We start from the raw sequence: 20,015 nt of genomic DNA on the forward strand, positions 1-20,015 counted from the left end.
CACAGCGCCCGCTCCGCGTTCACCCCGCCGCGAGCACCATCTCGGTGTGCGGGATCCCGTCTTCCATGTAGCGCTCGCCGACCACCTCGAACCCGAAGCCCGCGTAGAACGCCTCCAGCCGCGACTGCGCCGAGATGCGGATGCCATGGCCGGGCAACACGTCGCGCGCATGCGCGATCGCACGCCGCACCAGCTCGCGGCCCATGCCCAGTCCGCGCGCCGCCTCGCTGGTGATCACCCGGCCGATCGACGGCTCGACATACTTGGCGCCTGGCGGCAGCAAGCGCGCATAGGCGAACGGTTGGCGCTGCGACGGCAGCCATGCAGCCAGGTGCCATGCCGCTTCGTCATGGCCGTCGACATCGAGGTACACGCAGTTCTGTTCGACGCAGAAAACCTGCTGGCGCGTCATGTAGATGTCGTGCAGCTCGCGCAGCGACAGCTCGTCGAAGCGGCAGAAGCGCCATTGCAGCGCATCGAGGGAGAGAGGAGGAGTGCTCATCCCGACATGATGCCCGCTGGCGGGCCGAGCGCCGGGCCGCCCCAAGCCGGCCCGCGTCCCCACGGGGGACCGCCCGGTGTACCCGCCGAACGAGGGGTCGTCATCTAACCGCCGCGGCGCGCAGGTGCCGTGCGACGAACACGATGCTCACCACCGTCAGCACGGTGCAGACGCCCAGCGAGATCGCGATCGGCTGCATCGCCAGCGCCTCGCCCTTCAGCACGCGCGTCATCAGCGTGAACTGCGCGAGGCCCGGCACCCACGCATGCCACCACGCCTCGCCGCCCTGGTTGAACAGGGTCATCAGCGGCAGCAGCGAAGCGGCCAGCACCACCACCGTGCTGTTCGCCTGCGCTTCCTTGAAGGTCTTGCAGCGGATCGCCACCGCCATCAGCAGCGCCGACAGCGCCGCGGCCAGCGGCAGCAGCAGCGCGACGAACCGCAGCGCCTCGACCCAGCCGAACTGGAACATCGCCTGCAGCGTGTCGCTGCGCAGCAGCCACTGTGCCGGCAGGAAGCTCAGGCAGCACAGCACCGCGATCAGCATCGCGAGCGCGAACACCGCGCCCCATTTGCCGCCGACCACCGCCCAGCGCGGCGCCGGGTTGGCCAGCAGCGGCTCCAGCGACCCGCGCTCGCGCTCGCCGGCCGTGGTGTCCAGCGCGGCATTCAGCGCGCCGTAGACCACGGCCATGATCACGAAGAACGGCAGCATGCCGGTCAGCTGGGCGGCGCGGCCTTGCGCACTCGCGAGGTCGTGCTCTTCCACCTGCATCGGCTCCAGCAACTGCGGCGACACGCCGCGCAGCGCCAGGCTCAGCGCACCGCGCTCGCGCGCGTACGCCGCCAGCAGCCGTTGCACCCGGCCGGCGCCGGCCTCCGCCGCCTTGTTGCCGGTGTCGGAGATGACCTGCAGCACCGGCTGCTCGCCGCGCACGAGTGCGGCCTCGAAGCCGGCGGGGATCACCAGCACCGGGTCGCCGAGCTTCTGTGCCCGCAGCTTCGCTTCGTAGTCGGCCGGTGCGGGGGTCACGACATAGCTCTGCCGCTCGATGAAGTTGCGCAGCGCCGGCGCATGCTCGATGCCCGCGACGACGACCTCGCGCTTCTCGGCCTGGGCCTCCAAGGTCGCGATCAGGCCCGACAGCGCGACCAGCACCAGTGGCCCCAGCAGCACGCTGGAGATCAGCACGACGATCAGCGTGCGCCGGTCGCGCAACGCGTCGGCCAGCTCCTTGCGCAGCACGATCGACAGCAACGAGAGGCCGCTCATGCCGATGCCTCCAGGCGCACCGGCTGCGCGAGTTCCTCGGCAAACGCGAGCTTCACGAAGGCCTCCTCGAAGTCCTGTTCGCCGGTCTGCGCGAGCAGTTCAGCCACCGTGCCGCTGGCAACGGTGCGGCCGTGCGCGACCACCGAGACGCTGTCGCACAGCCGCTCCACCTCTTGCATGATGTGCGTCGAGAACACGATGCACTTGCCGCCGCCGGCCGGGCTGCGCAGGTGGCGCAGCACCTCGCGCAGCGCGCGCGTCGCCAGCACGTCCAGCCCGTTGGTCGGCTCGTCAAGCACGATGTTGGCCGGGTCGTGCACCAGCGCGCGGGCCAGCGCGGTCTTCATGCGCTCGCCCTGGCTGAAGCCGTCGGTGCGGCGCTCCATCAGCGGCTTCAGGTCCAGCGACTCGGCCAGCGCGTCGGCGCGCGCGTGGGCGGCGTCGCGCGAGAGCCCTTGCAGCCGGCCGTAGTAGACGATGTTCTCGCGGGCGCTGAGCCGCAGCGACAGCCCGCGTGCATCGGCCAGCACGCCCATGCGCGCCAGCGCGGCGCGCGGCTGCGTGGCGACGTCGAGCCCGTCGACCTCGAGCCGGCCGGCGTCCGGAGTGATCAGCCCGGCGAGCATGCGCAGCGTCGTCGTCTTGCCGGCGCCGTTCGGCCCGAGCAGGCCGGTGATGCAGCCATCGGGGGCATGCAGGTGCACGTCGGCGACGGCCTGCACGCTGCGACCGCGCGCGGCGGTGAAGCGTTTGGCCACATGGTCGATGCGGATCATGTCGGCGCTCCGGGTTGCAGCGGCACGAAGGCCGGCGGGCGCGGCACCGCGACCAGGCAGGTCGTGTCGAGCGCCAGCGCCGCGGCATCGTCGGCCGCATCGATGAAGCGCTGGATCAGGTCGCGCGCGCAGCCGACGCCCATCACGCCATGCCCCGCGTTCGGCACCACCACCGAGCGCGCCAGCGCCCCGAGCGCACGCGCGACGCGGTCGGCATGGCGCGGCGGCGTGATCGGGTCCAGCCCGCCGCTCAACAGCAGCACCGGTGTCGTGCTGGTCGACAGGCGATAGAAAGCGTCGGGCACTGCGCCGCGCGGCCAGTCGGTGCAGACGCGTGCGTACAGCGCGCCCAGCGAGCGGCCGAAATCGGCCCCCGGCGGGTCGGTCGCCTGCGCCATCCGCGGTGCGTCTTCCGCGCAGACGACGCTGAAGTGCATGCCCATCGCGAGCCCCATGCCCTTGCGCGCGCCCAGCAATCCGCCGAGCCCGACGAGGCCCTCGAAACGGCCCTGCGCCGCATCGTGCAGCGCGGTCGGCAGCGCGGCGGCGATCCACGGCGCGTACAGCGTGCCGCGCACCGCGCCCAGCACCGTCTCGCGCGTCAGCGTGAAACGCTCGATGCGCCCGCTCAGCGGGTGCGCGGTGCTGACCTCACGCGGCAGGCCGGCGAGCAGCGCCTTCCAGTCGGCGCGCAGCGTCGGGTGCGCGCGCGTGCAGGCGGCCTCGGCTTCGCAGGCGGCCAGCAGCGCGTCGAACGCCTGCTGGCCGTCGGTCGAGAAGCTGACCGGCAGCACCATGTCCGGCGGCGCGACACCGTCGAGCACGCTGCGCCGCACGCGATCCGGGAACTGCCGCTGGTACTCCAGCGCGGCCCGCGTGCCGTACGACGCGCCGACCAGGTCGATGCGTGGAGCGCCCAGGCGCGCCCGCACCGCGTCGAGGTCCTGCATCGCGAGCGTCGTCGTGAAGAAGCCGAGGTCGGCCGGCACGGCGAGCGGGGCGCGTGCGGCCAGGCGGTTGCGGCAGGCGGCCATGCGGGCGAACTGCCGGGCTGGGTCGGCCTCGTCGGCCAGCGTCTCGCGGCCGCCGTCGGGCGCGTTCTCCGGTCCGTCGTCGCAGGCGAGCGGCGCCGAGCGGCCGGTGCCGCGCTGGTCGACGAACACGATGTCGCGCCGGTTGTTCAGGCGCTGGAACAGCGGCATCACGCTGCCGGCCAGCGAGATCGCGCTCTGGCCCGGCCCGCCGGCCAGCAGGAACACCGGGTCGGGCAGCTTGCGGCGAGCCATTGCCGGCACGACGACATAGTGCACGTCGATCTGCGGCCCCGCCGGCCGGGCCGGGTCGAGCGGGCGTCGCAGCTGGCCGCACAGCACCTCGTTGCGCAGGCCGGCGACGCGGCAGGGCGTGGGCGCATCGTCGGCGGCGCGTGCCGGCACGGCCATGCCACCGAGCCCCGCGGCCAGCACGGCGCCCATCATCGCGGCGAGCGGCCCGCGCGTCATTCGCCCAGCAACCGCTTCAGTTCGCCGCTGGCGACCAGCCGCCGCACGTCGTCGTTGCCGCCGACCAGCGTGCCCTTGACGAAGACCATCGGGAACGTCGGCCAGCCGGTCCACATCTTCAGCGCCGCGCGCGGGCGCCACTGGCTCAGGTAGCTGCCGAACTTGAGGTAGTGGTGCGCGACGCCGGCACCCTCTAGCGCCCGGCGGACGCGGCGGCAGTGCGGGTTCTGCGCCATGCCGACCACCAGCACCGGGTTCGACGCGGCCGCGGCCTGCACGTTGTGGACGATGTCCGCATGCAGCGTGGCGACCTTGTCGCGGATCGCCGGGTGCAATCGGGATTCTTCAAGGACTTGGCGCGGCATGCGGGCTCCAATGCAAAGGCGGGAGATTAGCCGACACGCAGGCCGCCTTCGCACCCGATGGCGCCGGCCCGGCGGCCGCTGTGTAATACCGGGTCCGCCACTCCCGACGAAGGCTCACCATGAAGCTCTACTACAGCCCCGGTACCTGCTCGCTGTCGCCCCACATCGTGCTGCGCGAGGCCGGCCTCGCCTTCGAGCCGGTGCTGGCCAGCACCAAGACGCACCAGCTCGCCGACGGCACCGACTACTACACGATCAACCCGAAGGGCTACGTGCCGCTGCTCGAACTCGACACCGGCGAGCGGCTGACCGAGGGCCCGGCGATCGTGCAGTACATCGCCGACCAGGTGCCGACGAAGAACCTGGTGCCCGCCAACGGCACGATGCTGCGCTACCGGGTGCAGGAGTGGCTGAACTTCATCACCAGCGAACTGCACAAGGGTTTCGGCGTGCTGTTCAACCCCGGGATGCCGGAAGAGGCCAAGGCGGTGATGCGGACCAAGGTGCAGGGGCGCTTCGCGTGGCTCGACGGCCAGCTGAGCGGCAAGGCCTACCTGATGGGCGAGCACTTCAGCATCGCCGACGCCTACCTCTTCACCGTGAGCCGCTGGGCGCCGCGTGTCGGTGTCGAGCTCGCGGGGCTGGCGAACGTGTCGGCGTACGTCGAGCGGGTCGGCGCCCGCCCGGCGGTGCAGGACGCCATGAAAGCCGAAGGATTGACATGACCCCTTTTCGACGCGGCGCTGCCGCGTGCGCTGTGCTGGCAGCGCTGTCGGTGGCGAATGCGAACGCCGCCCCGGCGGTCGGGCGCTACGACGCGCAGCTGTGCGTCGCCACGTCCGACGCTGCGCCCAGTTGCGGCCCGGCCCGGGTCGACTGGCGCAGCGGCCAGCGCGTGCAGGTGCAGATCAGCGATGTCGTCTACCGGCTGAAGCTGCGCAGCAGCCAGCTCGACGTGGTGCTGATGCAAGGCAGCATGCAGCTCGACGAGTTCAGCGCCGACTACGCCTGGCAGGGCGACACGCTGCAGTTCGCCGACCGCGACAAGGGCGCGCGCTACGAACTGCAGCTCGGCGCCCGCAAGCGCTGAGTCAGGCGGTCTTCTTCGCCGCCGGCTTCAGCAGCGCGTCGCAGGTCGCGCGCTGGCTGTCTCCGTCGGGGAGTTGCCGGCAGGCGGCGTCGAGTTGCGCCTGCAGCCGCTTCACCGCCGCGCGCTGGCCGGGCGTGCGCTGCCAGGCCAGCAGCTTGTCGCTGGCGCGCTGCAGCGAACGGCCGCTGCGCTCGTAGAAGGCGCCCGGCTGGCCGGCCGCTTCGGTGAAGAGCTGCTGCGCGGCGCGCTCGATGCGCGCATCGTCCTGCGGCGACAGGTCGACCAGCGCTGCCAGGTAGCGCGCGCCCCATTGCAGCCGCGTCGCCGGGCCTTCGCTCTTGTCGAACGAGGCCTCGTACCACGTCAGCGCGCCGGCCTTGTCCCCGCGCTTCTTCGCGTTGGCGGCCAGCCCGAGCATCAGGTAGTACGGCGAATGGCTCTTCGCGAGGTTGGCCTTCAGCAGCGTGTCCGATTCGTCCAGCAGGCCGGCCATCTCCAGCAGGTCGGCCGCGCTGGTGATCACCGCCTGGCGCTCGTAGCCGTCGGTGATCTCGCGGTCGGCCCGCGCCGCCTGCTCGCGCACTTCGGCCAGCAGCGCGTCGGGCAGCGCCGGTGCGGCGTCCTTCGCGAGATCGATGCGGGCCAGGTCGACGCGCGCGGTCAACGCGGCCAACCGGTCGGCGCGCGACAGCGTGGCATCGGCCTGCAGGCCCTTCAGCGCGCCGTCGAAGGCGGCCAGCAGCTGCGGGCGCGCCGGCGTCTTCGGGGCCGACAGCACCCGCACCAGGTCGGCCGCGCTGACGGTCAGCACGTCCATCTGCGCGCGGGCGGCGGCCGGGTCGGCCAGCAGCGCGAGCACGCGTTCGCGGTCGGCCGGCATCGCCTTCACCTGCGCCGCGTCGCCGGCGGTCAGCGCCTTCAGCAGCAGCCGCTGCGAGGTCTCCGGCGCGTCGGCCGGGCAGGCTTGCGCGATCTGGCGCAATACCGCGACCGACTGCGCCTTCGGCAGCACCTGCTGCTCGTCGGTCTCCCACGAATAGAACGCCAGCAGCTTCCAGTCGTTGGCCGACAGGCCCGCGTTGCCGGCGCGCGCATCGGCGAGCACCGCCTTCACCGGGCGCTGCGCGCTGATACCGAGCGTCAGCACCTGCGTGTACTGCGCGGCATCGACCTCGCCGGGCAGGCGGGTCACCTCGGCGCCCGCCGGGTTGAACAGCACCATCGTCGGGTAGCCGCGCACCGCGAAGCGCGTGCCGAGCTTCTGCGCGCCGGGGCTGTCGCCGTCGATGTAGACCGGCACGAAGGCACGCGAGCGCTCGATGAAATCCTGCCGGTTGAAGAGGGTGGCCTTGACCTGGTTGCAGGGCGGGCACCACTTGGCGCCCCAGTAGACGAAGACCGGCTTGTTCGCGGCCTTCGCGTCGGCGAAGGCGGCATCGACGTCCGCGTCGCTCGCGGCCTGGCGCCAGGCGATCCCGGGGGTGTCTTGCTGCGCATTGGCGGCGTTGACGGCGGCGGCCTTCGCGACAGCGGCAGCGGCGGCGGCACCAGGATCAGCGGGCGGCGGCGTTTCCTGCCGGGAGCAGGCGGCCAGCAGGGCCAGCAAGCTCAGGATCGCGAAGGGCGGTTGGATTCTCATGGGGATCTCCCGGGCAAGGCGTCCAGTGTGGCGCAATCGCGATGGATCGATCCTCGAAATCCGATCGACCTTATTCGCCTGGCAACGAAGGCTGCGCGCCCAGGTGCGCCTGCGCGTCCTCGTCGCGCCAGCCTTCGAGCGGCGTCGCACGCGCGAGCGCCATCCACAGGTGGAAGGGCATGCGCATCGGCCGCCGCGGCGCCGCCCGTTCGACGTCGAGCGTGCCGCCGCGCGCCACCAGCACGCCGCATTCGGGCGGGATCTCGTCGGCGCGCGCAATGCCCTCGGCGAGCACGTACCAGCACTCGCTGCTCAGCTGCAGGTAGGCCGCGCGCTTGGCGGCGCGGCGCAGGTCCGACAGCAGGTCGCTTCGCTGCACCTTGATCTCGTGGACGATCGGTTCGAGGTAGGCCTCGACGGTGGTGTGGCGGATCGAGAACACATCGGGCATTGCCATCACCCAGCCCTCGTCGACCCTGGCGCGCACCGACAGTCCGCGCCACGCCAGGCGGCCGGCCCGCGTCATCTCGCGGGCCACGCGCTCCACCAGTTGCTCGTGCGCGTCGCGGCGGGCGCGGTTGCGCTGCAGCGTCTCGGCCAGCACCGCGATGCCGGCCTCGGTGACGCGCAAGGTCTCGTGGCCCGAGGCCTGCAGCACCCGTTCGAGCAGGCCGAGGAACAGCAGCTCGACCTCGACCAGGTCCTGGCACGGCCAGCCGGCCGAGCGCCAGACCTCGCGCAGGCGGCGGCGGTGCACGGCGGTCAGCAGGTGGGTGGCTTGGCTCGTCATCGAAGCGGGAGTTTCGATCCCTCGCGCAAGGCATGCAACAGCAGCCGGCCCTTGGCCAGCGTCTCGTCGAGTTCCTCGCGCGGCTCGGAGTCGGCGACGATCGCGCCACCGACCTGCACCATCACCCGCTCGCCGTGCACGACCGCGGTGCGGATCACCACCGACAGGTCCATGCCGCCGGCCGCGTCGAAGTAGCCGATGGCGCCGGCGTAGGGTCCGCGCCGCACCGGCTCGATCGCCTCGATGACCTCCATCGCGCGCACCTTCGGCGCACCGGTCATCGAGCCCGGCGGCCAGCAGGCGCGCAGCAGCTCGGCGATGCCGGCACCGTCGCGCAGCCGCGCGCGCACCGTCGACACCATCTGGAACACGCTCGGGTGCGCCTCGATCTCGAACAGGCCGTCGACGCGCACGCTGCCGACCTGCGCGACACGGCCCAGGTCGTTGCGCATCAGGTCGACGATCATCAGGTTCTCGGCCCGGTCCTTCACGCTCGCGGCCAGCGCCGCGCGCTGCTGCGCATCGGCCGGCGCATCGGCACCGCGGGGGCGCGTGCCCTTGATCGGCCGCGCGCTGACGTCGCGGCCGTCCAGCCGCAGGAATCGCTCCGGCGACACGCTCGCGATCGCGCCCTGCGGCAATGGCAGGTAGGCGGCGAACGGGGCCGGGTTCAGGGCGGTCAGCGTGCGGTACAGCGCGAAGGGGTCGCCTTCGAAGCGGCCTTCGAGGCGGTGCGACAGGTTGGCCTGGAAGAGGTCGCCCTGCGCGATCAGCTCGAGCACCTCGCGCACCTGCTGCAGGTAGCGCGGGGCCGGCGTGCGCGAGCGCATCTCGCCGGCGCGGAACTGCGTCGCCGGCGGCGCCGGCCCGGCGGCCGCGTCGAGCAAGGCCTGCCAGGCGTCGTCGCGCGCGTCGGTGAGACCCGGCCAGTGGCTGCGGCAGGCGTACCAGCGCTGCGTCGCGTGCTCGTGGGCCAGCACCTGGTCGCACAGCAGCAGGCGCATCATCGGCAGCGCGGGGTCGATCGCGGCCTGCACCGGCAGGCGCTCAACGTGGCGTGCCAGGTCGTAGCCGAGCCAGCCCAGCCAGCCGCCGGCGAAGTCGAGGCCCGCGGGCCGCTCGCCGGCCGGCAGCGCGGTGCGGGCCAGCAGGTCGCGCAGCGCGTCGAACGGGTCGCTCCACCGCGACAGCACCGTGCCTCCCGGGTCGCGCAGCCAGGTGCCCTGCGCATCGGTCTCCAGCACCGCGGCCGGTGGCCCGGCCAGGTACGACCAGCCCGCCAGTCCCGGCATCGGCTTGCTGCTCTCCAGCAGCGCGGCCGGTCCGCGGGCCAGCAGTCGGCCGCAGAGGGCTTGCGGGGTGGCTGCCAGCGGCAGGGGTAGGATGCTCGAACCGGAATCAGCCACGCAGTACACGCACAGGACACAGGGCGCATGAGTGTAGAGCGGCAACTTTTCCCCCCGACGGCGCGGCACGAGTCGCTGCGCCGCCTGCTGCTGGCGCAGGACGGCTCCACCACCCGCACCTGCTCGGCGATGTGCGGCCTGCCGGTGCAGGTGCTGCTGCACCACCAGCACCGCACGACCGAGGTGCCGCGCACCGTGGCCGAGCAGCTCGGCGGCACGTCGTGGCTGGAGCGGGTGACGAGCCTGGTTGCCGATGGCCAGGTGCTGATGGACAACCTGTCGTACACCCGCCTCGACGCGGTGCCCGACTGGTTCCTGCGCGGCCTCGACGAAGGCGCTGCGCCAATCGGCCACCTGCTGGCCCGGCTGTTCGTGCAGCGCCAGGCGATCGAGAGCGAACCGGCGCTCGAAGCCGGGCTGTGGAAGGTGGTCGGGCTGCCGGACTCGCGGGCGAGCCGGGCCTACCGCATCGTCACGCCCGAGGGGCCGCTGATGCTGATCTTCGAGGTGTTCCGCGGCGGACTGGTGCCGCAGCCCGAGCCGGTCCTCGGCTGATCGCCCCCAGCGTCAGAGGCTGGCGAACGGCCGCTCGCGCATCCACTTGGTCGCGACCCACTTCTCGCCGACGGCTGCAGGAAGTCGAAGTGTGGCGCGCTGCCGGCGCCCACCGGGTAGTGCAGCAGCTGCAGGCCTTCGCCGTGTGACACCGGCAGCCCCATCAGCTCGGCCAGCCGCCGGTCGAGCCGCGCGATCAGCGGCGTCTCGGCCGGCCGGAAGAACATGCCGAGGCTGCCGCGCAAGCCGTTCGCCACGTCGCGGCCGGTCATCGGGTCGACCAGCGTCGATGGCTTCAGCCGCGGGCGCGCCAGCGCGATCAACGCCTCGCACTCGTCGACGTCCAGCACGTCCTGCAGCACCGCGAGCACCGGCTCGTCTGCCCGCATCGCGACGCGGATGCGGCGGTCGTTCGTCTCGATCACCGGCCCGTCGGCCAGGCACGCACCGAGTGCGACGGTGTCGACCGGCAAGGGCGTTCCACGCTCGCGCGCCCGCACGAAGGCGTCGACGAGGGCTTGCGCCGCCGCCGGTGCCACCTGCCGCTCGCGCAGCGCGTCGACCAGTGCGGCCGGCGGTTGCCCTTGCGCCAGGTGCTGCGCGACCCATTCGCCGAGCGCCGGCGCAAAGCGCAGCCGGGCCGTCATGTGCCCAGCAGGTCGACCGCGACCCAGCCCTGCTCGGTGCGCACGAAGTTCTCTTCGAGCTGCGCCGTGCCGGCGCCGCGCACCACGCCAGCGACGACCGGGAACACCTTCTGGATCTCGCCGTCGCGCGTCCACGGCGCTGCGTCGACCCGGTAGGTGTAGGTCACGCGGGCGTGCGTGTCCGGCCCGCGCTCGCCCCGGTCGAGCTTCCAGCCGACGACGCGGTCCAGCGACAGGTGCGCGGCGCAGAAGTCGCGCGTCTTCGCATCGCGCTGCACCAGGTAGCGCTGGCCGGCCTCGGTGAGGTCGAAGCGGCGCACCTTCATCGCGTGCTTCGTGCCTTCGTCGTCGACCACGACTTCGGCCACGCCGGAGCGGACCAGCCCGAGCCGTTCCAGCACCGGCATCTGCAGCGCGTTGCGGCCGCCGACGTCGACCTCGTGCTGCGTCACGTCGATCGGCCAGGCGGACTTGCCCAGGCACAGGTCGCCGCGCTGGGCCAGGTAGGTGGTCATCGCGGCGGTGAACGTGGCCTGGTCGGGCGCCGGGTGGCAGCCGGCGATGGCGAGCATGGCGCCCATCAGCGCGATCAGTCGACAGGTGAGCGGGTTCATGGCGTGCAGGGTCCGGTTGAAGCGGGCGCCGCCGGCGGCTGGTCGCCGTCGGTCAGCGTGTTCAGGAAGCAGATCAGGTCGGCGATGTTCTGCTCGCTCATCGGCGGTGCGCTGTGGGCCTTGCGGCCGTCCAGCGGCATCTGGGTGTCGATGTTGGCGACGAACTGCGGCGGCAGGTCGTCGTACTTCTTCACCTGGCCGCCGACGTACTGCGTCTTCACGAGGCCGTAGCCCGGGAAGCCGGCATCCGGCACGGCCTTCGGCTGGCCGCCGACGGTCGGGTACCAGATCTCCGGCAGCGTGTCGCGCGTGTTGTAGAAGCGGATCACCTGCTCCAGCGAATGCATCACGCCGTTGTGGAAGAAGGCCTGGCGCGTCGCCACGTTGCGCAGCGTCGGCGCTTTCACCATGCCGCAGAAGGTGTTGCCGGCGGCCGGCGGATGGTCGGTGCGCAGCGCCACCCCGGCACGCGCCAGCCCGCATGGCGGCTCGCTGTGGGGGCCTTCGTAAAGTACTGTCGTCAGCCCATGTCGTCACATGTCGCGCAGCACCGATTGCAGAGGCTGCAACTGGGCTTCGATGTCGGTCAGCATCGAGGCGTCCGCGGCCGCGCCACGGCGCAGCGCAGCCTCGAGCCGCTCTGCGGCGGCCGCAAGGCCGGTGGCGCCGAGCGTCGCGCCGGTCGACTTCAGGTCATGCGCCAGCCGCAGCGCCTGCGCCGCGTCGCCGGCCGCCTGCGCCGCCGCGAAACGGCCGCTCCACGCACCGATCGCGTCGCGCGCGGCGTGCAGCACGCGCAGGTAGAGGCCGACCTGGCCCTCCATGCGCGCGAGCGCCGTCGCGAGGTCGAAGCCGGGCAGCGCGGCCAGCGCCGGCAACGGCGGCGGCGCGTCCGCAAAGGCGGCGACCTCGGGGCGTTCGCCGGCACCCGCCTGCGGGTCCGCGCCGGTCAGCCGGGCGATCACGCGGCGCAGTTGCGCGCGCGAGAACGGCTTCGTCAGGTGCGCCTGGCAGCCGGCCTGCAGGCTGCGCCGCTCGTCGTCGGGCAGCGCGTTCGCGGTCAGCGCCACCACCGGCACCGGGGCGCTGCCGCGCCGGCGCTCCAGCGCGCGCAGCGCGGCCGTGGCCTGGTAGCCGTCCATGCCGGGCATCTGCACGTCCATCAGCACCAGGTCGTAGGGTTGCGACGCGAAGCGCTCGACCGCCGCCGCGCCGTCGTGCACCACGTCCATCCGGTGGCCTTCGCCTTCGAGGTAGGCCTGCACCAGCAGCACGTTCTGCGGGTTGTCGTCGGCCAGCAGGATGCGCAGCGAGCTCTGCATCGCGCCGTGGGGCTCGGGCGTGCTCGGCGCCCACACCGCGACCGGCGCGTCGGTGCTGACCGGCAGCGCCAGCTCGACATGGAAGCACGAGCCCTCGCCCTCGCGGCTCTCGACGCCGAAGCGCCCGCCCATCAGCGCCACCAGCCGGCTGCTGATGGTCAGGCCCAGCCCGGTGCCGCCGTAGGCCCGCGCGACGCCGCTGTCGGCCTGCGTGAAGGCCTCGAAGATCGTGCGCTGCCGGTCGGCCGGGATGCCGATGCCGGTGTCGCGCACCTCGAATCGCAGCAGTCCGGGCGCGTCGGCCACGCGGTGCACCGCCAGCGTCACGCTGCCGCGGTGCGTGAACTTCACCGCGTTGCCCAGCAGGTTGCGCAGCACCTGCGCGAGGCGCGGTGCGTCGCCGTTGACGACCGCCGGCAGCTCCGGGTCGAACTGCGTGACGAGCCGCAAGCCCTTCTGCGACGCACGCGCCTCGAACAGCACCGTCTGGCTCGCGACCAGCTCGACCAGCGAGAACGGCTGGCGGTGCAGCTCCAGCAGGCCGGCCTCGATCTTCGACAGGTCGAGCAGGTCGTTCAGGATCTCCATCAGGCTCGCGCCGGCCGACTGGAACAGCGCGACGTGGCGGCCCTGGCGCTCGTCGAGCCGCGTCTGCGCGAGCAGCTCGGCCGAGCCGAGCAAGGCGTTCATCGGCGTGCGGATCTCGTGGCTCATGTGCGCGAGGAACTCGCTCTTCATGCGGCTGGCCGCCTCGGCGCCGGCGCGCTCGCGCTCCAGCTGCAGCCGCTCGGCGCGCAGCACGCGGCGGCCATGGCCGTGCGACAGCGCGGCCAGGCAGGCGGGCAGCACCAGCACCGGCAGCAGGTTCGACAGCTGCGCGCGCCACAGCACGCCGGCGGCATCGAGCAGCACCAGCGCGAGCACGGTGGCGGCGCACCACGCCAGGTCGGCGTGCGGACGCAGCATGCCGCGCCACAGCGCGACGGCACCGGGCAGCAGCGCGAGCAGCCACCACATCGCATCGAGTGCCGGACGCGGCGGCGCGAACAATGCGCCGGTCGCCAGCGCCGATTGCATCTGCGCGAGTGCCGCCGGGCCCCAGCGCGGACCGAGCGGCGTCTGCACGCGGTCGCTCAGCACCGCGCTCGCGCCGATCACGATGCTGCGGCCCTGCACCTGGCGGCGCAGCTCGTCGTCGCGCAGCTCGCCGCGCGCGGCCTGCACCACCGACAGGTAGGAGCGCAGCGCGACGCTGTCGCCGCGCGCCGGCCAGCGTGGCCGCACGCGGCTGGCCGCGTCGACCGGCCAGCGGTGATCGCCGGCCCGCGCCTGGCCCTCGGCGCAGGCGAGGGCGCCGGGCGCGAGTCCCTCGGCTGCCAGCAGCGAGGCCAGCGACAGGGCCGGCACGCCCCGCACGGTAGACGCATGCCACAGCGACAGCGCGCGCAACTGGCCGTCGTCGTCGGTCGGCATCGACACCATGCCGAGCACCGGCGAGGCGGCCATCAGCGCCGGGGACGGCATCAGCAGCCCCGGCCAGGCCTGCGCGCCGCAGCCGCCGGTGCCGGACTGCGGCGGCAACCACTCGCCATCGCCGGGCGGCTGCGGCGCCACGCTGACCGCCAGCACGATGCGGCCCCGGTGGCGCGCGAGCGTGGCGGCGAGCGCCGCATCGCCGTCGCGCGGGTCGGCCAGCAACACGTCGATCGCGACGCTGCGCGCGCCGATGTCCAGCAGGTACTCGGCGACCAGCGCGAGCAGGCTGCGGTCGGGCGGCCAGCCGCCGAACTGCGGTCGCAGCGCCTCGACCGACGCCTCGTCGATGTCGACCACCAGCACGCCGGGCGCGCCATCGCGCGATGCGAGCACGCGCGCCTGCTGGTCGTGCCACGCGGTCTGCGCCGGCGCCAGCGTGCCGCTGGCGGCGATCAACCCGGCGAGCAGCGCGCTCGCCAGCAGCGCGAGGAGCACCGCGCGGCGGCCGGTCGGCGCGGGCCACTTCACCGCACGGCTCTCACAGCAACAGCAGCACCGCGGCGCCCGGCAGCAGCCACCACCACAGGCTGCGCGGCACATCGAACTGCTGGGTCGCGCCCCACGGGCCGGTGAAGCCGTCGGCCTGCTGCGTGCGCACGCGCAACCAGTAGCGGCCGGGGGCAGGGCGCGGCATCACCAGCTCGGGCAGGTTCTCGCGCCGCTCCAGCACCAGCTGCGTGAAGTCGGCATCGGTCGCGACCTGCACGTCGTAGGCGTCGTCGCTGCTGCGTTCGCGCCAGCGGAACACCAGCTGCCCGCCCTCGTCCTTCGGCGGCGCGAGCGTGGCCGGCGGCGGCGTCTCGCGCAGCTCGAAGCTGCTGGCGTCGCTGAACGGGCCGTGGTCGTCGCCGGTGGCGATGCTCGCGATGCGCCAGTGGTAGCGGCCGGGCGGCAACGCGAGGCCGAGACGTTCGCCGCCGACGTCACCGCGGTCGATGCGCACGGTCTCGAAGCGCGCGTCGTCGGCCACCTGCAGGTGGTAGCGCTGTGCGGCCGCCGCCTTCGTCCAGCTGAATTCGACGCGCTCGCCGTAGGCATGGCCTTCGTCGCGCGGTTCGGTGGTGAAGGGCGGCTCCGGCCGCGCCTTCAGCGTGAACGCGAGCTGCGCGCTGCGGCCTTCCAGCCCCTGCGCATCGCGTACGCGCACCTGCAGCAGGTAGCGGCCGTCGGGCAGGTCGGCCCACTGCGCGGCGGGCTCGGTGAAGCTGCCGTCGAGCAGCCGCTGGTTCAGGCCCTCGTCGGCGAACACCTGGGCGCGGTAGCCGACCGCACCGGCCAGGGCCGGCCACGAGAAGCGCAGCGGCACCCGCTCGTAGCGGGTCGGCAGCGTCGACAGGCCGGGCGCCGGCGGCAGGGGCTTCACCGGCGTGGCGCCTGCCGCATCGGCCACCATGCCGAAGCCGTCGGCGATGGTCGCGACCGGCTTGCGGCCGCTGCGGGCCGCGACCCGTCCCTCGATGACTTCGGCCGCCGTGCTGCCGGCGGCCACGCGCACGCGGAACTCGGTGCCGCGCACGCCCAGCGTCAGCACCGGCGTGCGGATGTCGTAGGCCGAGCCGCGGGTGTGCTGCGGGTTGACGCGCGATTCCGCCTCGCCCTGGTCGAGCGTCAGCTGCGAGCGCGTGACGCCGCTGTGGCCGAACACCAGCAGCGAATCCATGCGCAGCTGCGAGCCGCCGGAGAGCAGCACGCGCGTCGAGTCGGCGAGGCGCAGCGTCACGCTCGCGTCGGGCTCGGTGCGCAGCAGGTCGCCCGGCCGCAGCGTGTCGCCGACCACCAGCGCGATGCGCTCGCCGGCGCGTTCGCGCTGCGCGCCGCCCGACAGGAAGGCGACGCTCGCGACCGCCGCCTCGGCGCGCAGCCAGGCCACCGGCATGCGCAGCTGGCGGCCGGGTTCGAGCCGTTTCGGGTCGGCGACCTGGTTCAGGCGCTGCAGGCGTTGCCAGCCGGCACCGGGCGCGAGGTAGCTGTTGGCGATGCTGTAGAGGGTGTCGCCGGGGACGACGCGGTAATGCCAGTCGGCGGCCGCCGGATCGGCGTCGGCCGCATGGCCGGTGCCCGCGCACAGCAGCATCGCCAACGCGATGGCCGCTGCAACGCCGCGGGCGTCGCGCATCGCACTCCCAGCCGGCGAACGGGACATCGTGTGCCTCCCCTCGGACCCGATCCAGCCCGGCGCGTCTATGCGGCCAAGCCCTGACCCGGCCCAGAGCGCGGAAAGATAGCATGGGCCGACCGCTTCGTGCCCACTCGATGACCCCCACTCCGCCCCCCTATCCGCACCTTCTCGACCCGCTCGACCTCGGCTTCGTGACACTGCGCAACCGCGTGCTGATGGGCAGCATGCACACCGGCCTGGAAGACGGCCGCAAGCACTTCCCGGCGATGGCCGCGTTCTTCGCCGAGCGTGCGCGCGGTGGCGTCGGGCTGATGGTGACCGGCGGCTTCGCGCCCAACATCGCCGGCTGGACCAAGCCGTTCGCCGGCATGCTGGCCAGCAGCGGCGCGGCACGCCGCCACCGCGAGGTGACGAAGGCCGTGCAGGCCGAAGGCGGCCGCATCGCGCTGCAGATCCTGCACACCGGGCGCTACGGCTACCACCCGTTCTGCGTCGCGCCGTCGCGCATCCAGTCGCCGATCTCGCCGTTCACGCCGCGCGAGCTGTCGGCGCGCGGCATCGAGCGGCAGATCCGCGCCTTCGTGCGCTGCGCGCTGCTGGCGCGCGAGGCCGGCTACGACGGCGTCGAGATCATGGGCAGCGAGGGCTACCTGATCAACCAGTTCCTGGTGACGCACACCAACCACCGGACCGACGACTGGGGCGGCTCGTACGAGAACCGGATGCGGCTGCCGGTCGAGATCGTGCGCCGCGTGCGCGAGGCGGTCGGGCCGGATTTCATCGTGATCTACCGGCTGTCGATGATCGACCTGATCCCCGACGGCAGCAGCTGGCCCGAGGTGGTCGCGCTCGCGAAGGCGGTCACGCAGGCCGGCGCGACGATCCTGAACACCGGCATCGGCTGGCACGAGGCGCGCGTGCCGACGATCGCCACCAGCGTGCCGCGCGGCGCGTTCGCATCGGTCACGCAGACGATGCGCCGCGAGCTTCGCGCCGCCGGGTTGAGCATCCCGCTGGTCACCAGCAACCGCATCAACACGCCCGAGGTCGCCGAGCAGCTGCTGGCCGACGGCTGCGCCGACCTGGTGAGCCTGGCGCGGCCGCTGCTGGCCGATCCGGAGTTCGTGCGCAAGGCGGCGGCCGGGAGGCCCGAGGCCATCAACACCTGCATCGCCTGCAACCAGGCCTGCCTGGATCACGCCTTCAAGGCGCAGCTCGCGACCTGCCTGGTCAACCCGCGTGCGGCGCGCGAGACGGTGCTGGTGCAGCGGCCGGCGCGGCAACGGCGCCGCGTCGCGGTGGTGGGCGCCGGGCCGGCCGGGCTGGCGGCCGCCTGCACGCTGGCCGAGCGCGGCCATGCGGTCGACCTGTTCGATTCGGCGGCCGAGATCGGCGGCCAGTTCAACCTGGCGAAGCGCGTGCCGGGCAAGGAGGAATTTTCCGAGACGTTGCGCTACTTCGGCCAGCGGCTGCAGGCGGCCGGCGTCGCGCTGCACCTGAACACGCGGGCCACGGCCGGCCTGCTGGTGGCCGGCGACTACGACCGCGTGCTGCTCGCCACCGGCGTGACGCCGCGCGACCCGAAGATCCCCGGCCAGGAGCTGCCGCAGGTGCTGAGCTACCTCGACGTGCTGCTGCAGCGCAAGCCGGTCGGCGACAAGGTGGCGGTGATCGGCGCCGGCGGCATCGGCTTCGATGTCGCGGAGTTCCTCGTGACGCCGCCGGGGCACTCGCCGACGATGAACCTGGCCGAGTGGCGCGCCGAATGGGGCGTGGCCGATCCGGCCGAGGTGCGCGGCGGCGTGGTGCCGGCGCAGCCCGCGCCGCCGGCCCGGCAGGTGGTGTTGCTGCAGCGCAAGAGCGGCAAGCTCGGCAAGGGCCTGGGCAAGACGACCGGCTGGATCCACCGGGCGGCGTTGCAGATGAAGCAGGTCGAGATGATCGGCGGCGTCAACTACGAGCGCATCACGCCGCAGGGCTTGTTCGTGACGTACGGCGAGAAGCGGCTCGACGGCGAGCTGATCGAGTGCGACACCATCGTGCTGTGCGCCGGCCAGGTGCCGCTGCGCGAACTGCTGGAGCCGCTGCGCGCGTCGGGGGTGGCCACTGACTTGATCGGTGGCGCCGACGAAGCGGCCGAACTCGATGCGAAAAGGGCCATCGACCAAGGCACGCGGATTGCCCTGGCGTTGGAATGAGCCGACTGCTGCGCGCCGCCTTCGTCAGTTTCCTGTTGTGCCTCACCGGGCTGGGCGGTTGCGCCAGCCTGCCGCCGCCGCAGCCGCGTCCGGCGGTGCAGGCGCTGGCCGATCCGGAGAACACCGCGCTCGGCAAGCTGGTCGCGGCCACTGCGCCGGCGCCCGGCATCTCGGGCTTCCGGGTGCTGGCCTCGGGCGACGACGCGTTCGCCGCGCTGACCGCGCTGGCCGACCGCGCGCAGAAGACGCTCGACCTGCAGTACTACCTGATCCACAGCGACGAATCGTCGCGGGCGCTGATGCAGCGCGTGCGGGCCGCCGCCGACCGCGGCGTGCGCGTGCGGCTGCTGCTCGACGACCTGAACACCGCCGGGCAGGACGACGCACTGATGCGCCTGACGCAGCACCCGCGCATCGAGGTGCGGCTGTACAACCCGTTCCCGTCCGGCCGCATGGCCACGATGAGCCGCGTGATGGCCTCGCTGACCGACGTCGGCCGCATCAACCACCGCATGCACAACAAGATGTTCGTGGCCGACAACGCGCTCGCGGCGACCGGCGGGCGCAACCTCGGCGACGCCTACTTCGTGCAGAGCGCGCAGAGCAACTTCCTCGACATCGACGTGCTGGTGGCCGGGCCGGCGGTGCGTGCGCTGTCGAAGGTGTTCGACGGTTTCTGGAACGACCCGCTGGCCTACCCGATCGACGTGGTGACCGGCGCCGCGCCGGCGGCCTCAGCCACGTCCTCCCCGGCCGGCGACGCCCCGGCGCCCGACCACCCGGCGAGCGCGCTGGCCGGCGAGGCGGCGGCCTCGGCGCCGGCGATCGTCACCCGTGCCGCGAAGTCGCCGCTCGGCAGCGAGCTGGCGCGCAACCAGCTGAAGCTGGTGTGGGCGCCGTCGCGGGTGCTGGCCGACAAGCCGACCAAGGCCAGCGCACCCGCCACCGAAGAGTCGCCGCCGGCCCCGCACGAGGTGATCAGCGACGACGTCGAGGGCCTGCTGCGCGGCGCGCGCAATGAGGTGCTGCTGATCTCGCCGTACTTCGTGCCGGGCGCGCGCGGCATGGCGCTGATCGAGGACCTGAAGCGGCGCGGCGTGCGCCTGCGCGTGCTGACCAATTCGCTGGCCACCACCGATGCGCCGGCGGTGCACATCGGCTATGCGCGCTACCGCGAGCAGATGCTGAAGGCCGGCGTCGACCTGCGCGAGCTGCGCGTGCACCTCGACCTGCCGCGCAGCAAGGTCGGCTCGTTCGGCTCGTCGCAGGCCTCGCTGCACGCCAAGGTGCTGGTGATCGACCAGCGCGACGTGCTGATCGGCTCGATGAACATGGACCCCCGCTCGGCCCGGCTGAACACCGAGATGGGCGTCGTGATGCACAGCCCCGAGATCGCGCGCCAGATGCAGCAGCTCTACGACGAGGTCGCCAGCGCCAACAGCTACCGCCTGTCGCTCGACCCGGACGGCCGGCTGCTGTGGACACTGTCGCCGCCCGGCGGCGCGCCGCAGGTGCTGAACAGCGAACCGGAGGCGAGCCTGTGGTTGAAGCTGACGGTGAAGCTGCTGTCGCCGTTCGCGCCGGAGGAAATGTTGTGAACACGGGAATCCGCGGCCGCATTTCACGCTGATTTCACGCCCCCATCACCGATCCCGCTTGCGGCACTGAGATGATGCCGCCC

At 72.9% G+C, this 20,015-nt stretch carries 18 protein-coding genes; 5 read left to right on the forward strand and 13 right to left on the reverse strand.

Going from position 1 to position 20,015, the window contains the following annotated elements; genetic code table 11:
• Positions 1–19 precede the first annotated feature (19 nt).
• The 5 genes from ASC98_RS12920 to ASC98_RS12940 all read right to left on the reverse strand — a co-directional run bounded on the left by ASC98_RS12920 (position 20) and on the right by ASC98_RS12940 (position 4,418).
• A complete protein-coding gene (locus ASC98_RS12920; protein ID WP_056807700.1) occupies positions 20–502 on the reverse strand; it encodes a GNAT family N-acetyltransferase in 483 nt (160 codons plus the stop codon).
• 100 nt (positions 503–602) lie between these two features.
• Positions 603–1,775: an ABC transporter permease gene (locus tag ASC98_RS12925; RefSeq protein ID WP_056807702.1), complete on the reverse strand. Its 1,173-nt coding sequence runs from the start codon at positions 1,773–1,775 to the stop codon at positions 603–605.
• Positions 1,772–2,551 (reverse strand): ATP-binding cassette domain-containing protein, encoded by a 780-nt coding sequence (locus ASC98_RS12930; RefSeq protein WP_056807704.1) that lies wholly within the window; start codon positions 2,549–2,551, stop codon positions 1,772–1,774. Before ASC98_RS12930 ends, ASC98_RS12925 begins: the two co-directional genes overlap by 4 nt.
• Complete coding sequence (locus tag ASC98_RS12935) at positions 2,548–4,053, reverse strand: alpha/beta hydrolase (RefSeq protein ID WP_056807706.1); 1,506 nt, start codon at positions 4,051–4,053, stop codon at positions 2,548–2,550. The genes ASC98_RS12930 and ASC98_RS12935 overlap by 4 nt, the downstream gene beginning before the upstream one ends.
• A complete protein-coding gene (locus tag ASC98_RS12940; protein WP_056807708.1) occupies positions 4,050–4,418 on the reverse strand; it encodes a glutaredoxin domain-containing protein in 369 nt (122 codons plus the stop codon). The genes ASC98_RS12935 and ASC98_RS12940 overlap by 4 nt, the downstream gene beginning before the upstream one ends.
• A 119-nt stretch (positions 4,419–4,537) precedes the next feature.
• Between ASC98_RS12940 and gstA the strand changes: the two genes are divergently transcribed.
• Positions 4,538–5,143, forward strand: a complete 606-nt coding sequence (gene gstA / locus ASC98_RS12945) for a glutathione transferase GstA (protein ID WP_056807711.1) — start codon at positions 4,538–4,540, stop codon at positions 5,141–5,143.
• Complete coding sequence (locus tag ASC98_RS12950) at positions 5,140–5,508, forward strand: hypothetical protein (RefSeq protein WP_157597817.1); 369 nt, start codon at positions 5,140–5,142, stop codon at positions 5,506–5,508. The genes gstA and ASC98_RS12950 overlap by 4 nt, the downstream gene beginning before the upstream one ends.
• Position 5,509: 1 nt before the next feature.
• On the opposite strand, the gene ASC98_RS12955 is transcribed toward ASC98_RS12950, so the two are convergent.
• The 3 genes from ASC98_RS12955 to pabB all read right to left on the reverse strand — a co-directional run bounded on the left by ASC98_RS12955 (position 5,510) and on the right by pabB (position 9,412).
• Entirely contained in the window at positions 5,510–7,147 is a 1,638-nt protein-coding gene (locus tag ASC98_RS12955) for a thioredoxin family protein (RefSeq protein WP_082541762.1), read from the reverse strand.
• Positions 7,148–7,217: 70 nt separating this feature from the next.
• A complete protein-coding gene (locus tag ASC98_RS12960) occupies positions 7,218–7,937 on the reverse strand; it encodes a hypothetical protein (RefSeq protein WP_056807714.1) in 720 nt (239 codons plus the stop codon).
• Positions 7,934–9,412 (reverse strand): aminodeoxychorismate synthase component I, encoded by a 1,479-nt coding sequence (pabB, locus tag ASC98_RS12965; RefSeq protein ID WP_369820815.1) that lies wholly within the window; start codon positions 9,410–9,412, stop codon positions 7,934–7,936. Before pabB ends, ASC98_RS12960 begins: the two co-directional genes overlap by 4 nt.
• On the opposite strand from pabB, the gene ASC98_RS12970 reads away from it, so the two are divergent.
• Positions 9,371–9,898 (forward strand): chorismate pyruvate-lyase family protein, encoded by a 528-nt coding sequence (locus ASC98_RS12970; protein ID WP_056807719.1) that lies wholly within the window; start codon positions 9,371–9,373, stop codon positions 9,896–9,898. The genes pabB and ASC98_RS12970 overlap by 42 nt on opposite strands.
• On the opposite strand, the gene ASC98_RS12975 is transcribed toward ASC98_RS12970, so the two are convergent.
• The 5 genes from ASC98_RS12975 to ASC98_RS12995 form a co-directional block, all read right to left on the reverse strand.
• A complete protein-coding gene (locus tag ASC98_RS12975) occupies positions 9,805–10,545 on the reverse strand; it encodes a hypothetical protein (RefSeq protein WP_056807721.1) in 741 nt (246 codons plus the stop codon). The genes ASC98_RS12970 and ASC98_RS12975 overlap by 94 nt on opposite strands.
• Entirely contained in the window at positions 10,542–11,159 is a 618-nt protein-coding gene (locus ASC98_RS12980) for a hypothetical protein (protein WP_056807723.1), read from the reverse strand. Before ASC98_RS12980 ends, ASC98_RS12975 begins: the two co-directional genes overlap by 4 nt.
• Positions 11,156–11,620, reverse strand: coding sequence for a hypothetical protein (locus ASC98_RS12985; protein ID WP_056807725.1), 465 nt, complete (start codon positions 11,618–11,620; stop codon positions 11,156–11,158). The genes ASC98_RS12980 and ASC98_RS12985 overlap by 4 nt, the downstream gene beginning before the upstream one ends.
• Before the next feature lie 72 nt (positions 11,621–11,692).
• Positions 11,693–14,485, reverse strand: coding sequence for a CHASE2 domain-containing protein (locus tag ASC98_RS12990; protein WP_056807727.1), 2,793 nt, complete (start codon positions 14,483–14,485; stop codon positions 11,693–11,695).
• Between the two features lie 10 nt (positions 14,486–14,495).
• The gene (locus ASC98_RS12995) at positions 14,496–16,160 is read right to left on the reverse strand and encodes a FecR domain-containing protein (protein WP_082541759.1); all 1,665 of its coding nucleotides are present in this window, start codon (positions 16,158–16,160) and stop codon (positions 14,496–14,498) included.
• A 110-nt stretch (positions 16,161–16,270) separates the two neighbouring features.
• Here ASC98_RS12995 and ASC98_RS13000 point away from each other — a divergent pair, with 110 nt between their 5' ends.
• Both ASC98_RS13000 and ASC98_RS13005 read left to right on the forward strand, forming a co-directional pair.
• Positions 16,271–18,334 carry an NADPH-dependent 2,4-dienoyl-CoA reductase gene (locus ASC98_RS13000; protein WP_056807731.1) on the forward strand — a complete coding sequence of 688 codons (2,064 nt, stop codon included), beginning with the start codon at positions 16,271–16,273 and terminating at the stop codon, positions 18,332–18,334.
• Positions 18,331–19,932: a phosphatidylserine/phosphatidylglycerophosphate/cardiolipin synthase family protein gene (locus ASC98_RS13005; protein ID WP_056807733.1), complete on the forward strand. Its 1,602-nt coding sequence runs from the start codon at positions 18,331–18,333 to the stop codon at positions 19,930–19,932. The genes ASC98_RS13000 and ASC98_RS13005 overlap by 4 nt, the downstream gene beginning before the upstream one ends.
• Positions 19,933–20,015 lie beyond the last annotated feature (83 nt).

The organism is Rhizobacter sp. Root1238 (assembly GCF_001425825.1).
GTDB lineage: Bacteria > Pseudomonadota > Gammaproteobacteria > Burkholderiales > Burkholderiaceae_C > Rhizobacter.

Excerpts from the sequence above, each read along its gene's own strand:
- ASC98_RS12920 (WP_056807700.1), bottom strand. The coding sequence starts at position 502 with ATGAGCACTCCTCCTCTCTCCCTCGATGCGCTGCAATGGCGCTTCTGC.
- ASC98_RS12925 (WP_056807702.1), bottom strand. The coding sequence starts at position 1,775 with ATGAGCGGCCTCTCGTTGCTGTCGATCGTGCTGCGCAAGGAGCTGGCC.
- ASC98_RS12930 (WP_056807704.1), bottom strand. The coding sequence starts at position 2,551 with ATGATCCGCATCGACCATGTGGCCAAACGCTTCACCGCCGCGCGCGGT.
- ASC98_RS12935 (WP_056807706.1), bottom strand. The coding sequence starts at position 4,053 with ATGACGCGCGGGCCGCTCGCCGCGATGATGGGCGCCGTGCTGGCCGCG.
- ASC98_RS12940 (WP_056807708.1), bottom strand. The coding sequence starts at position 4,418 with ATGCCGCGCCAAGTCCTTGAAGAATCCCGATTGCACCCGGCGATCCGC.
- gstA (WP_056807711.1), top strand. The coding sequence starts at position 4,538 with ATGAAGCTCTACTACAGCCCCGGTACCTGCTCGCTGTCGCCCCACATC.
- ASC98_RS12950 (WP_157597817.1), top strand. The coding sequence starts at position 5,140 with ATGACCCCTTTTCGACGCGGCGCTGCCGCGTGCGCTGTGCTGGCAGCG.
- ASC98_RS12955 (WP_082541762.1), bottom strand. The coding sequence starts at position 7,147 with ATGAGAATCCAACCGCCCTTCGCGATCCTGAGCTTGCTGGCCCTGCTG.
- ASC98_RS12960 (WP_056807714.1), bottom strand. The coding sequence starts at position 7,937 with ATGACGAGCCAAGCCACCCACCTGCTGACCGCCGTGCACCGCCGCCGC.
- ASC98_RS12970 (WP_056807719.1), top strand. The coding sequence starts at position 9,371 with ATGAGTGTAGAGCGGCAACTTTTCCCCCCGACGGCGCGGCACGAGTCG.
- ASC98_RS12975 (WP_056807721.1), bottom strand. The coding sequence starts at position 10,545 with ATGACGGCCCGGCTGCGCTTTGCGCCGGCGCTCGGCGAATGGGTCGCG.
- ASC98_RS12980 (WP_056807723.1), bottom strand. The coding sequence starts at position 11,159 with ATGAACCCGCTCACCTGTCGACTGATCGCGCTGATGGGCGCCATGCTC.
- ASC98_RS12995 (WP_082541759.1), bottom strand. The coding sequence starts at position 16,160 with ATGTCCCGTTCGCCGGCTGGGAGTGCGATGCGCGACGCCCGCGGCGTT.
- ASC98_RS13000 (WP_056807731.1), top strand. The coding sequence starts at position 16,271 with ATGACCCCCACTCCGCCCCCCTATCCGCACCTTCTCGACCCGCTCGAC.
- ASC98_RS13005 (WP_056807733.1), top strand. The coding sequence starts at position 18,331 with ATGAGCCGACTGCTGCGCGCCGCCTTCGTCAGTTTCCTGTTGTGCCTC.